The 13,929-nt window shown below is 35.2% G+C and carries 11 protein-coding genes; 7 read left to right on the top strand and 4 right to left on the bottom strand.

The genetic code is table 11. From position 1 onward, the window contains the following. Window positions 1–49 precede the first annotated feature (49 nt). The 4 genes from CPHY_RS14240 to CPHY_RS14225 all read left to right on the top strand — a co-directional run bounded on the left by CPHY_RS14240 (window position 50) and on the right by CPHY_RS14225 (window position 6,842). The gene (locus CPHY_RS14240; RefSeq protein WP_012200771.1) at window positions 50–1,327 is read left to right on the top strand and encodes an O-acetylhomoserine aminocarboxypropyltransferase/cysteine synthase family protein; all 1,278 of its coding nucleotides are present in this window, start codon (window positions 50–52) and stop codon (window positions 1,325–1,327) included. Window positions 1,328–1,869: 542 nt separating this feature from the next. Beyond that, complete coding sequence (locus CPHY_RS14235; RefSeq protein ID WP_012200770.1) at window positions 1,870–2,820, top strand: ClpP family protease; 951 nt, start codon at window positions 1,870–1,872, stop codon at window positions 2,818–2,820. A 179-nt stretch (window positions 2,821–2,999) separates the two neighbouring features. Then, on the top strand, window positions 3,000–3,821 hold the full coding sequence (locus CPHY_RS14230; protein WP_012200769.1) for an undecaprenyl-diphosphate phosphatase: 822 nt from the start codon (window positions 3,000–3,002) through the stop codon (window positions 3,819–3,821). A 180-nt stretch (window positions 3,822–4,001) separates the two neighbouring features. Then, window positions 4,002–6,842: an FtsK/SpoIIIE family DNA translocase gene (locus tag CPHY_RS14225; protein WP_012200768.1), complete on the top strand. Its 2,841-nt coding sequence runs from the start codon at window positions 4,002–4,004 to the stop codon at window positions 6,840–6,842. A 259-nt stretch (window positions 6,843–7,101) separates the two neighbouring features. On the opposite strand, the gene CPHY_RS14220 is transcribed toward CPHY_RS14225, so the two are convergent. The 3 genes from CPHY_RS14220 to CPHY_RS14210 form a co-directional block, all read right to left on the bottom strand. Continuing rightward, window positions 7,102–7,524, bottom strand: a complete 423-nt coding sequence (locus CPHY_RS14220) for a GNAT family N-acetyltransferase (RefSeq protein WP_041703702.1) — start codon at window positions 7,522–7,524, stop codon at window positions 7,102–7,104. Between the two features lie 67 nt (window positions 7,525–7,591). Then, the gene (locus CPHY_RS14215; protein WP_041703701.1) at window positions 7,592–7,846 is read right to left on the bottom strand and encodes a hypothetical protein; all 255 of its coding nucleotides are present in this window, start codon (window positions 7,844–7,846) and stop codon (window positions 7,592–7,594) included. 63 nt (window positions 7,847–7,909) lie between these two features. Continuing rightward, the gene (locus CPHY_RS14210; RefSeq protein WP_012200766.1) at window positions 7,910–8,833 is read right to left on the bottom strand and encodes a hypothetical protein; all 924 of its coding nucleotides are present in this window, start codon (window positions 8,831–8,833) and stop codon (window positions 7,910–7,912) included. Between the two features lie 428 nt (window positions 8,834–9,261). Here CPHY_RS14210 and CPHY_RS14205 point away from each other — a divergent pair, with 428 nt between their 5' ends. From CPHY_RS14205 to CPHY_RS14195, 3 genes are all read left to right on the top strand, one after another. Then, complete coding sequence (locus tag CPHY_RS14205; protein ID WP_012200765.1) at window positions 9,262–10,161, top strand: ATP-grasp domain-containing protein; 900 nt, start codon at window positions 9,262–9,264, stop codon at window positions 10,159–10,161. Continuing rightward, on the top strand, window positions 10,155–11,018 hold the full coding sequence (locus CPHY_RS14200) for an ATP-grasp domain-containing protein (RefSeq protein WP_012200764.1): 864 nt from the start codon (window positions 10,155–10,157) through the stop codon (window positions 11,016–11,018). Before CPHY_RS14205 ends, CPHY_RS14200 begins: the two co-directional genes overlap by 7 nt. 554 nt (window positions 11,019–11,572) lie before the next feature. Beyond that, window positions 11,573–13,243 (top strand): formate--tetrahydrofolate ligase, encoded by a 1,671-nt coding sequence (locus tag CPHY_RS14195; protein WP_012200763.1) that lies wholly within the window; start codon window positions 11,573–11,575, stop codon window positions 13,241–13,243. Between the two features lie 222 nt (window positions 13,244–13,465). On the opposite strand, the gene CPHY_RS14190 is transcribed toward CPHY_RS14195, so the two are convergent. Beyond that, on the bottom strand, window positions 13,466–13,897 hold the full coding sequence (locus tag CPHY_RS14190; RefSeq protein ID WP_012200762.1) for an aspartate carbamoyltransferase regulatory subunit: 432 nt from the start codon (window positions 13,895–13,897) through the stop codon (window positions 13,466–13,468). Window positions 13,898–13,929 lie beyond the last annotated feature (32 nt).

Genomic DNA, 13,929 nt, shown 5'->3' with positions numbered 1-13,929 from the left:
CAATAGTTACTATTTTAAATACCCGTCTTACATAAAGGAGGATTATGATATGGAGTATAATAAGTTATCTACAATATGTGTACAAGCAGGATACACACCAAAGAATGGTGAACCAAGAGTGCTTCCAATCTACCAAAGCACAACATTTAAGTACGATTCTGCCGATACGGTAGGAAAACTTTTTGATTTACAAGAGGAAGGGTTTTTCTATACTAGACTTGCGAATCCAACCGTTGATTGTGTAGAAAAGAAAATCGCAGCATTAGAAGGCGGTATTGGAGCAATGTGCACTTCTTCAGGCCAATCCGCTACGTTACTTGCAATACTTAATATTTGTAATGCTGGAGATCATATCATATCCTCGAGTGCTATCTATGGTGGTACTACGAATCTTCTTGCAGTTACATTAAAGAAATTAGGAATAGAAGTAACTTTTGTAAATCCAGATGCTACCAAGGAAGAGTTAGAGGTTGCTGTGAAGGAAAATACAAAACTTTATTTTGCAGAGACCTTAGCGAATCCGTCCTTAGTTGTAATTGACATCAAGTTGTGGGCTGAAGTAGCACGCCAAAACGGTGTGCCATTATTTATTGATAATACATTTGCAACGCCAATCAATTGCCGTCCATTGGAATTTGGTGCTAACATTGTTATTCATTCTACTTCTAAGTATATGGATGGACATGCGTCAGCTTTGGGTGGAGTTATCGTTGATGGTGGTAACTTTGACTGGAATAACGGTAAATTCTTAGGGTTAACAACACCGGATGAGTCCTATCATGGGGTAATCTATACAGAATTTGCGGGTAAAGCTGCATTTATCACAAAAGCAAGAACTCAGTTAATGAGAGATATGGGGGTAATGCCTTCACCAAATAATGCATTCTTATTAAACCTTGGACTAGAAACATTACATCTTCGAGTAAAACGTCATTGCGAGAATGCTCTTATCGTAGCAAAATGGTTATCAGAGAATGATAAGATAACATGGGTTAACTATCCTTCCTTAGAAGGAAATAAGTATTATGCTCTTGCAAAAGAGTATATGCCTAATGGTACTAGTGGTGTAATTTCTTTTGGAGTTCGTGGTGGAAGAGAAGCAGCAATGAAGTTTATGGATCAGCTTAAATTAGCTGCTATCGTAGTTCATGTTGCGGACGCAAGAACATCTGTCCTACATCCTGCAAGTACTACACACCGCCAATTATCTGATGAACAGTTAATTTCTGCAGGTGTTAGTGCAGATTTGATTCGTATGAGTATCGGAATTGAAGATGTTGCAGATATTATCGCGGATATAAATCAAGCCCTTGATAGCGTGGAGTAAGGGAAAATCTAACGTTTTATAAATCGTATAACATGGTAAAGGATTTGTTTTTCTAAAATAAAGAAGAACACTCCTGTTTCTAAGCATTTTAATGGTTACATATCTTATTGCTTTTCATGATTTAAGAATGTAGAAAAGATATAAAAAAATGTAATCTTATTCGAAAGATTTATTTAAAAGTTTAGCTCTATATCAAGTGTGAAGTGAAATTTTTTTGCTCATACTAGGTGTAGAGCTATTTTTATTTTTTGAGATTTAATTTAGAATAGTTATTTAGAAACAATATGTAGATTAGAAATTTAGAATCGTTGTATAGATTAGAAATTTAGAATCGTTGTATAAAATAGTAATTTAGAATCGTTGTATAGGATAGAAATTTAGAATCGTTGTATAGAATAGATATATAGAAAGCATTAGATGTATTATCCAGTCTACAAGGTAGTTAGTTTTTATATGTTGGTTTATTCGAATTAACAGTGCATAGAAAAATTCAAATCACCAAACAATATTTGAGAAATGCATTTTGAAAGAGGTGTACTTAAATGAGTGATGTGAATTTTATCTTATATGATAGTGAGCAAAAGATCCAAGCAGAAAATAATGAATCCGTAAAAGATACAGTTAATATGAATTCAGTAAAAGAAAGTTCGATAGAGATGTTGAGTGCAGAGAATCAGGAAGTAACAAATAAAGAATTAGTAAAAGAAACACCATTAAAGGACGATGCTAACAATACGCAGAAAAAATCACCTACAGGGGATAAGCAGGTGAAGGGTAATATTAAGAAGGAAAAACTAGAAGAGGAAAATTTAAAGAATGAGAATGAAAAATTAAAAGGTCAAAAGATTCAGGATTATGGGCAAGCCACTTTAGAGGATAATGGGAAGAACCATAAGATTCATCTATTATCTATAATTGGAGAAATCGAGGGACATGAATGTTTGTCTCAAAATGCAAAAACAACTAAATACGAGCACGTACTACCTCAGCTTGCAACAATTGAAGATGATACAGAGACAGATGGACTGCTAATTTTAATTAATACAGTTGGCGGGGATGTATCCTGTGGATTAGCACTAGCGGAGATGATAGCTTCTCTAAGCAAGCCAACGGTTTCTCTTGTGATTGGGGATAGCCATTCGATTGGCGTCCCGCTTGCAGTTGCAACTAATTATTCCTTTATTGTTCCAACCGGTACGATGATTGTACATCCAGTTCGAATGTCAGGGATGGTAATAGGTGCACCACAGACCTATGATTACTTTAAGTTAATTCAAGATAGAATTGTAGGTTTTGTTTCCAGCCATTCAAAGATTAAAAAAGAAAAGCTGGAGCAATTGATGCTAAATACTGGTATGCTATCCAAAGACCTTGGTACGATTCTTGTAGGTGATGAAGCAGTAGCGGAAGGCATTATTAATGAGGTTGGTGGCATTAAACAAGCGATTGAAAAACTACATCAAATGATAGAAGAAAAAAATAGTAATAGATAGATGAAATGGACTGACAATAGGGAAATCTTATTGTCAGTTTTTAATGGTTTCATATCTATCATGTCAAAATATAGGAAAGCCATGCTACAGCTTTTTCTTAAAATAGATAATCTTTCTTGTTTTACATTACCCAATATGATAAAATATCATAGATTAAGTAATTAGAATGGAGAAGAACAATGGATTTTATTGAATTATTAAAGGTCATATTTCTTGGTATTGTCGAAGGAATCACAGAATGGCTGCCAATTAGTAGTACCGGTCATTTACTTTTAGTAGATGAATTTCTAAAAGTAAATTTAAGTAAAGATTTTATGTCTATGTTTAATGTAGTAATACAGTTAGGCGCAATTCTTGCAGTCGTAGTGTTGTTTTTTAAGAAACTATGGCCATTCTCAAAGGAAGAGAAAAACTTTATTAAAAAAGATACATTTACATTATGGTTTAAAATAGTTGTGGCTTGTATTCCTGGAATCGTGATGATACCATTTGACTCGAAGATAGAAGATTTATTCTTTAATCCTCAAACAATCGCTACAACGTTAATCCTATATGGTATTTTATTTATTATCATTGAAAATCGCAATGCTGGAAAACAGCCTAAGGTTGCAAAGTTATCTGACATTACATACCAGATGGCGTTTATGATTGGTTTATTCCAAATTCTCGCAATGATTCCTGGTACATCAAGATCTGGTGCAACAATTATTGGTGCAATGTTATTTGGAGCTTCTCGTTATGTGGCTGCAGAATTTACTTTTTTCTTAGCGATTCCAACAATGTTTGGTGCTAGCTTACTTAAATTATTAAAATTTGGATTTACGTTTACTGGTGCTGAGATTGTTGCTTTAATCACCGGTATGTTAACTGCATTTATAGTATCTATTATTGTAATTAAGTTCTTAATGGGCTATATCAAAAAGAACAACTTCAAGGTATTTGGTTGGTATCGAATTGTCCTTGGTGCCATTGTGGCAGGGTATTTCTTACTTGCAAGATAAAGTATTTAAAGTTATAATATTTTTAGGAGTGTATTAACAATCCTAGGAAAAGCAATAGGGCGCTCGTATTCGTGCGGTCTATTGTTTTTTGGTATTAGGATATTATTTAGCATCATTGTTTCTATCAAAATAAACTAAAAAATAATTCATATATAGAAAATAAAAAAAAGGAGGATTAACATGGCTTCAAAACAAACAGGAACTCGTTCGAAACAGTCGCAAAGGCAAACTTCGTCAAAACCAAAGACGAGTAATTCCAAACGAACGAATCAGACGAAGGGAAAGCCAACAGCTAGCCGATCCTCTAAAACTCAAAGAAATAAGCAGGTGCAAGAATACCTAGCAGAAAATGAATCGATCCGTGATGAAGTTATTCTAATTGTTACGGCATTAACATCATTTCTGCTTCTGTTAAGTAATTTTGATTTATGTGGCCCAGTTGGTAAACAGATTAAGACCTTTTTCTTTGGATTGCTAGGGCATTTTACATATTTGTTCCCATTTGCTCTATTCTTCTTTATTGCTTTTGCGGTCTCGAATCGAGGTAGTGTAATTGCTAGAAGGAAAATAATCGGAAGCATTGTACTAATCTTTACATTAACCTCGTTGATACAATTGTTAGAGGGTTACAATGGAGAAATGAAGTACTTTGATTATTATTTGCAAAGTGCAAAGAACTCTAACGGTGGAGGTCTTATAGGGGGAACACTAGTATCTATCTTATGCCCACTGTTTGGCACGATAGCATCTGTTATCATTCTGATAGTAATGCTTCTCTTGTGTTTCATTTTTATTACAGGGAAAGCACTGTTAACGTTAATGAGAGAAAAGGGAGAGCAAAAATTAAATGATCATCGCCAGCTGAGAGAAAATTATGCCAAAGAGTTTAAGCAGCTTGATATGGAGGATGAAACTTACGGAGAAGAGCGTAGAAAACCTAGAATTGTTAATTTACAAAAACAGGCGAATGAGAAAGTGAAATCTTTTTTTGATCAAGATGAAGACGACGAGGATGATCTTAAGTACGATGAGATGGAAGATGGTCCAGTTAACTTTTTAGAGGAACTTAAGCGTAGGGGTAAGGATAAGAAGCAAAATCAGAAGAAGGAAGTAGTGGAAGAACCGATTTCCGTGTTTGAGATGACTGAAATCAAGTCAGAACAAAATGATGGGTTAAACTCAGAAACTAACTTCTCTCCATCCGAGGATATGCTTCAAGAAGTTAACTCAATTTATGAGGATGAGTTAAATCGTAAGTTTGGTCAGAATGAAGATAATAATGAGGTGGAAATTAACACTTCTTATGAAGTAAAAAATATTAAGCCACTTAACGCAAATACAGAGTTTTACAAGGATGATGCCGTCAAAGAAACAAAAGATCAGAATGTGAATGTAGATTCGAATTTAAAAGATGTCTCGGCAGAAGCTTCCGTTGATTCATCTTCTCATATGCCGGAAGGAAATAATGATAATAAGGCAAAACCTAAGGAAGTAAAGGCAGAGAGTGGTTCAGAAGATATATTAACCGTAGATCAAAAGCTAGAACCTCTGAAGAAATATGAATTTCCTCCAATTGAATTGCTAGGAAAACCGAAAGCAAATCAACGAGGTATGTCGGACAAAGATTTAAAAGAAACTGCAATAAAGTTACAAAAAACTTTAGAGAGCTTTGGTGTTCGAGTAACAATTACAAATATAAGCTGTGGCCCTGCTGTTACAAGATATGAATTACAACCAGAGCAAGGTGTTAAGGTTAGTAAGATTACTGGGTTATCAGATGATATTAAGCTCAATTTAGCAGCAGCTGATGTGCGTATTGAGGCTCCGATTCCAGGAAAGGCAGCAGTTGGTATTGAAGTACCTAACAAAGAAAACTCCGCTGTAATGTTAAGAGAACTTCTTGAATCGAAAGAATTTAATAGTCACCCGTCAGACATTGCATTTGCTGTTGGAAAGGACATTGGTGGACAAGCAGTTGTCACAGATATTGCTAAGATGCCTCACCTTTTGATTGCCGGTGCAACGGGTTCTGGTAAATCGGTTTGTATTAATACATTAATTATGAATATATTATATAAAGCGAATCCAGCGGATGTTAGACTCATTATGGTAGATCCTAAGGTGGTTGAGCTTAGTGTGTATAACGGAATTCCACATTTATTAATTCCTGTTGTAACAGATCCAAAGAAGGCTTCCGCGGCACTAAACTGGGCTGTTATGGAGATGACAGACCGATATAAGAAGTTTGCGGAATATGGTGTGAGAGATTTGAAGGGATATAATGAAAAAGTAGCTGAGATTGCACATCTAAACGATCCAGCATTTACGAAACTTCCTCAAATTGTTATTATCGTAGACGAGCTTGCGGATCTTATGATGGTAGCTCCTGGTGAGGTAGAAGATGCAATCTGCCGTTTAGCTCAGATGGCAAGAGCAGCAGGCCTTCATCTTATTATTGCGACGCAACGTCCTTCCGTAAATGTTATCACTGGTTTAATCAAGGCAAATGTTCCGTCAAGAATTGCATTCTCAGTATCTTCTGCCATCGATTCCAGAACGATTTTGGACGGCTCTGGAGCAGAGAAACTTCTTGGTAAAGGTGATATGTTATTCTTCCCATCTGGTTATCCAAAACCAGTACGTGTTCAAGGTGCCTTTGTATCGGATAAGGAAGTAAGCGCTGTTGTTGATTTCCTAAAAAGTCAAAATCATCAGATCACTTACAATGAAGAAATTAATGATAAAATAAAGAATGCTCAAGTTTCTTCCGCTGCGGGTGGAGCAAGTGGTGGAAATGACAGAGATGAATATTTTATAGAAGCAGGCAAATTTATTATTGAAAAAGATAAAGCCTCTATTGGTATGCTACAGCGTGTGTACAAGATTGGATTCAATCGTGCAGCAAGAATCATGGAGCAGTTATCCGATGCTGGTGTTGTTGGCCCAGAAGAGGGTACGAAGCCAAGAAAGATATTGATGTCTATGGAAGAGTTTGAACAGTACGTGGATGAATATGTTTAAGGGTGATTAAGCGTCAAAAGTAAAGAAGTAAGTAGATCAAAGTGAATAGTAAGTAGTAAGTAGTAATGGGTAGAAAGTAAGCAGTATGCATGCATACTGCTTACTTTCTGTTTTGAGTAAGAAAAACTAAAATTGATCCTTAATTATTCAATAATTACTAATGTTTTTTTTAGCTCGACTAGATAATATCGTTGTTTCTGAGCATAGAATAGTGCTTCTAACAAATTCCGATTCTAGTATGAAAAATTGTGTTTCGGTTTCAAATCAAACTTTTTTTGTAAAAGATGCACTCATTTGCTTCGTGATATTTATTAAATCCTAAAGCTTGGTGTGCTAACTGGCTTACTTTGTTATCTACTTCTACATCGCTTGCTATTTCGGTACATTCATTTTCTACAGCCCACTTTTGCGCAATATCTACCAACCTTTTTCCTACTCCACTATTTCTTAAATCTTCATCAACATACCAACCTTCAATATATCCAATTGGTTTTGAATCACAAAGATCTAATTGAGGATATATCGTTATTTCAATAAACCCTCCTAAGCTTCCATTTTCTCTAACTGCTACAAAAACAGTCCATGATAGTTCATTCTTATAAAATGTTTTACCTTCTAAGATTTGCAACATTTCATTATATAATTCGTTCTCATTATGGTGTGGCCATAGTGAAAAACGCATCCTATGGTACTCATTAATTTCTACATCGCTTTTACTAATTACTCTATATTGGATAATAGTAGTCACCTCATTCATTAATTTTTGTATTATTTTCTATGTCTACTCTATTGTACAAATTTTTAATTTCATTTAATTTTTCAATTATAATACAAGTACATACAACAATAACTCCGCAAAGAGTCATCAGACCGGTGTAGGTAAATAAATGGTATGATAATGTAAAACTATCTCCAAAAAAGATAACTTGTCCTATTATTGTCATAAACATATTGAAAATATAAAAGAAAATCATTGCGATGATTCCTTTAACAAATTTGCTCATATTTTAATCCTCCTTTTTAGTTCAACATAATCTGAAAATCTGACTTAATCATATTGGTATTATTTAATATCTTGTGATAATTCCACTACTATTCATGCGGATAACTTCCTTACACATGGTAGTTACACCGAACGAGAAGTATATACCAAAAGGATCAGGTAGGGAAAGAGACGGATTAGTCAAGGCGACAGTGGTATGTCCATATGCAAAAACAAAAGCGGCTTCCTTAATGGCGTCTGTACCCGTGCGGTCTATCTTTGTTATCAATGTACCTGTTTTTGCGTAAGATGATCCGTTAGCAATTCCATTGCTCATTGGGAATTTAGCGTAAGCGTGCCCGTACGGGTCAGTGGTTGATATACTTACAGAGCTTTGGCTTTGGTAAGACTCATAAGGATTGTAATAGTTTATCATGCAAGATGAGCCGGAACTATTGAGAGCTAGATTCATGGGCAGTCCAGCTGTGTTTGTTCCCTGCCATCTGATAACAACAATATCTGTTATGGATATTCCAGAAAGCATAGGCTTGTTTGTCCATTCCCAAACAATCTTAAGGGAAAGGGAAATATTGTTTGCAGTATATTGATAAAAATTACACTTCACATCAGCAAAAATGCCTCGTAATTTTGGGTTTGTTTCAATACGCTCTCCAGTATAATCGTGTAAAATCTCAATTTGTCCTGTATTGTACCCTCGATTCGAAAGTTCTTCATCGGGTAAAGCGGAAAGGCGTGTCAATTCGTCCTCAATATCGTTTGATTTAATTGCGGCTACCGCTTCATAACTTACACCACTCCGAGCTAACTCTGCCGAGGTTGCGGTTCGTGTGTCAACATAAATATCATATTCACTTATTGTTAACATGGGCATATCGCTTTGGTATGTTGTTTCAAGATGCGACCTGCCAATCCAAGATATCAGTGAAAAAGGAAAAGGTAGTGCAAGTAAACAAAACAGAAATATAACTAATAGTTTTCTTTTTTTCAATAATATACCCCCTATGTCGATTACCTTTATTATACAATAATAATCATGGATTATCACTTTTGTTATTGCTCGTACAAATCATTTATAAATTCACAAGATATTGCACTGCGAAATTCATAGCGAGAGCATATACAATATAGAATATAAAAAAATAGTATTCTATTATTAAACTTTCCCCTAATTACTTACAATCTTTTAGTTAATATTATTATAAACGACTTGAAGATAAAATACCATATAAAGCCAACAAAAGAAAATACTATTGCTTTCTTATAATTATGTGTTATAACTTAAATGGAAGTCTGTTCACAATTATAAATAGTGTATAACTTTATAAAAAGAGAGTTCGTATAAGGGGTGTTTGTATCTTCGTTATATTTGGAATAAATTTAAGATGTTAGATTACGAATGCAAAAATGGAGGTTATTATGAAAGCATGGTTAATTGCCAATCATTTTCTAAACGGTAATAAATTTAGTGAACTGACCAATTGGTTGTTTCAAGCAGCAAAAGCAGCTGGTATAGAGATGGAGCTTAAGACAAATGCAGGTTGTCTTGCTATTTTAGGAAGAGGAGGAGTGGAAGCATTTAAGCAGTCTCAAAAAACTCTTCCTGAATTTGTTCTTTTTTGGGATAAGGATGTAAGGCTCGCCGCTTATCTTGAAACCCTTGGAATACCAGTTTACAATTCTTCGAAATCAATCGCACTCTGTGATGATAAATCAATGACACATCTTACTCTAGAACAGTACGGGATACCAATGCCAAAGACGATTTTAGCGCCAATGACCTTTGAGAATATCGGTTATACAGATTATGATTTTCTTTCTATGGTTGGACACGAACTTCGCTATCCATTGGTAATAAAAGAATGTTTTGGCTCATTTGGGGCACAGGTTTATCTTGCAAAGGATGAAAATGAGTTATTAGTAAAAGTGAAGCGAATTGGTACTAAGCCAATGTTATTTCAAGAATTTATCAAAAGTAGTGAAGGTAGAGATATTCGGCTACAAGTTGTAGGAGACCAGGTGGTAGCTTCGATGTATCGTTACTCTGAGATAGATTTCAGAGCCAATATTTCAAGTGGTGGTAAGATGAAAGCTTATCAACCGACAGATAAGCAAATAGCTCTTGCTCTTGAGTGTACAAAGAGGCTCGGATTAACTTTTGCAGGTGTTGATTTATTATTTGATGAACATGAGGAACCAATCGTTTGCGAAGTAAATTCCAATGCTCACTTTAAAAATATCTTTGATTGTACTGGTGTAGATACTGCAAAGAAGATAATTGATTATATACTTTTAGAAGAGAGGAACCATAGATGTTAATTTGGATGATCTATCAGGAAGCGGATGCCAAGAAAAATGAATGGTATATTAAGGAGCATCAAAAAATAGGAAAATCGATGGGATTAGAGATTGAATTAAAACTTGTGGAGAATCTAGAAATCGGCGTAAGTGATGGAAAACTAGTTTTATCGGAACATAAGAAAATAGTAGAACCGCCCAAAGCGGCAATCATTCGTACAATATGGCCTCTGTTAAGTGAACATTTGGAAGCCATGGGTACAAGAGTTTTTAATTCTGCTTTCATTTCATCTATGTGCAATGACAAAGCAAGAACCTATCGTGAAATCTCCAAATTAAATATCCAGGTGATACCAACAGAGTTTGTAAAGAAAGAAAATTTATCTAGAAAAGTAGCCATGGAAACAAAGCCTTGTATTGTTAAATCAGTAGACGGCCATGGTGGGAGTGAAGTATTCCTTATAGAAACGGAAGATTATCAAGATGATTTATCAAAGATTTTAAGCCTAAAGTCGAATGACTTTGTTATTCAACCATATATAGAAGGAAAGAAACAAGATTTACGTGTATATGTTTTTGGAAAGAAGATTCTTGGATGTATTCTTAGAACAGCGAACCACGGTTTTAAATCCAATTTTTCTTTGGGAGGAGCGGTCTGCGAGTATCACTTAAAATCAGAAGAATATGAGCTTGTTCAAAAAATTATCGATGCATATGCATTTGATCTAGTTGGAGTAGACTTTTTAGTGGATGAGAAAGGAAATCTAATCTTTAATGAAATTGAGGATGTGGTTGGAGCTCGGATGTTATATCAATGTACGACGATAAACTTAGTAGAAGAATATTTAGACTATATTAAGAATGAGCTTTCGTTTTAAAAGGATGGAGCATGATACTGCACTTATGGAAGTATTACCAACAATTGTACGATGAAATATATTTATAGTATGCTATAATTAAATATGTTCCAATAATGATGACGAAATTTGCACGCACACCGGCAAGGTTCGTCTGATACGAAAGAGAAGTTAAGAAAGATACCGGAATCGACACATTATTACTGGCATAATAACGTGTTGGTACTGTAAATATTAATTTACATGAAATGAAGGTAAAAAAGTTAATAGCATGCAAAACTTTAAACTGCAAAGGAAGAAGGAACTGTGCTAGGCTGTTTTTTGTGAAAACAAAAAAAGGCTTAACACAGTTTTTTGGCGTTTTGAATATGCACGAACACCTGACTGAATATAAAATTAAACTGTTCTTTCCCTCTGTCTGCTTAGTCTTTTTAGGAAGGTTTATAGTACTAAGAAAACAGGAATATTAGTTATTATAATAAGAAAGATTGAAATAAATAATAATGATATCCCTTTTTTTCTTCAAATTATTTGTTATAATGGAAGCAAGGAAGATAGAAGGTAGGAGGAGTTACATGAAGACTGATATAGAAATTGCTCAGGAAGCAAAAATGATACACATCCGCGAGGTTGCAAAATCTCTAGGCATCACAGAGGATGATTTAGATTTTTACGGCAAATACAAAGCGAAGTTCACGGATGAGCTATGGGATGAAATTAAGGACAGAGAGGATGGAAAGCTAATCCTTGTTACAGCAATTAATCCAACCCCTGCCGGTGAGGGTAAGACAACGACTACGGTTGGTCTTGGACAAGCTTTTGGTAAACTAGAAAAGAATGCTGTTATAGCACTTAGAGAACCATCTTTAGGTCCTTGCTTTGGAATTAAGGGTGGCGCAGCTGGCGGTGGTTATGCTCAGGTTGTTCCTATGGAGGATTTAAACCTTCATTTTACAGGTGATTTTCACGCGATTACTTCGGCAAATAATCTATTAGCAGCTATGCTTGATAATCATATCCAACAAGGAAATACATTAGGCATTGATACAAATCAAATTGTCTGGAAACGCTGTGTTGATATGAATGATAGAGTGCTTCGTAATATTGTTGTTGGACTTGGAAGAAAAGCAGATGGAGTGGTACGAGAAGACCATTTTATAATTACCGTGGCTTCCGAGATTATGGCAATTCTTTGCTTGGCAAGTGATATGAATGATCTAAAGGAAAGGTTAAGCAGGATTATCGTTGCATATTCTTACGAGGGTAAGCCAATCACTGCGAAAGATTTGCATGCGGTAGGATCAATGGCAGCGTTATTAAAAGATGCCATCAGACCGAATTTAATTCAAACCTTAGAAAATACACCTGCCATTATTCATGGTGGACCATTTGCAAATATCGCTCATGGATGTAACTCAGTCAGAGCAACGAAAACAGCACTTAAGCTAGCAGATTATGTTATAACAGAAGCAGGTTTCGGTGCGGATTTAGGAGCAGAAAAATTCTTAGATATTAAATGCCGTATCGCAGATTTAAAACCAGCAGCAGTAGTGTTGGTGGCTACTATTCGAGCACTCAAGTATAATGGTGGAGTTGCTAAGACTGATTTATCTTCAGAGAATTTAGAGGCCTTAGAAAAAGGCATAGTAAACCTAGAGAAGCATATAGAAAATATTCAAAAATTTGGGGTTCCGGTAGTTGTTACGTTAAATAAGTTTTCAACTGACACCGAGCGTGAACTATCCTATGTAAAACAGTTTTGTGAGCAAAGAGGTTGCGAATTCTCCTTATCTGAAGTTTGGGAAAAAGGTGGCGAAGGTGGTATTGATCTAGCTAATAAAGTAATAAAAACCATTGAAACCAAAGAGAGTAACTATCATGTCTTATATCCAAATGAGATGTCACTAAAAGAGAAGATGGGGACTATCGCGAAAGAGATATACGGTGCGGATGGAGTAACTTTTGATTCAGGTGCGTTAAAGGAAGTAGAACGTTTGACCGAATTAGGATTTGGAAATCTGCCAGTTTGTATGGCTAAAAATCAATATAGTTTATCAGACGATCCAAGCAAGCTAGGAAGACCGACGAACTTTACCGTAAATATTCGAGAAGTATATGTTTCTGCGGGTGCTGGATTTGTTGTTGCAATTACAGGAACTGTTATGACAATGCCTGGATTACCTAAGGTTCCAGCAGCGGAGCATATTGATGTGAATGAAGAAGGAGTTATTACAGGACTATTTTAACTTATTAAGGAAGTAGTGTTTTGTAGCGTAGTTATCATGCGAATTACGAGTATCCTTTTGAATTAAAAAGAACTTAAAAACGATACAAAAATAGAAGAGCTAATGGAAGCTCTTCTATTTTTAATAGAACGTTAGAAAGGGATATCGCTTTTATCCAGATACTTACACTTATCCGAAAATCCTGAACTACTAATAGTGGTGAAAGCATGCAATGATTTAAACCTAAGATTCATTATTTCTAAATGCTTGCTCACAATAAATGCAGCGATATACACCTTTGCTTGGATCTGTTAATTTAAAACGATGAGGAAGCTCTTGTTCGATGGAGGTGATGCATCTAGGGTTTTTACAACGAATGATTCCGGTTACTAATTCCGGAAGATGTAGATGGCGTTTTTCTGTAATATTACCATCTTCAATAATGTTTACAGTAAGAGTTGGATCTAAAACACCCAACATATCAAGATCAACCACTAGAGGCCCATCGATCTTAATAATATCTTTTTTACCCATCTTATTACTTTTTGCATTTTTTATGATAGCAACACTGCAATCCAATTTTTCAAGATGCAGATATTCATATATTTTCATAGCACATCCAGCTTGAATATGATCGATTACAACTCCTTGATTCAGTCCACTAATGTTTAACATAGGTTCTCCCTTCCGATATGAACTTTAATGAT

This window comes from Lachnoclostridium phytofermentans ISDg, assembly GCF_000018685.1.
Classification (GTDB): domain Bacteria; phylum Bacillota; class Clostridia; order Lachnospirales; family Lachnospiraceae; genus Lachnoclostridium; species Lachnoclostridium phytofermentans.
The sequence above is the reverse complement of the archived record's forward strand: the minus strand, read 5'-3'. Positions and strand labels throughout refer to the sequence as shown.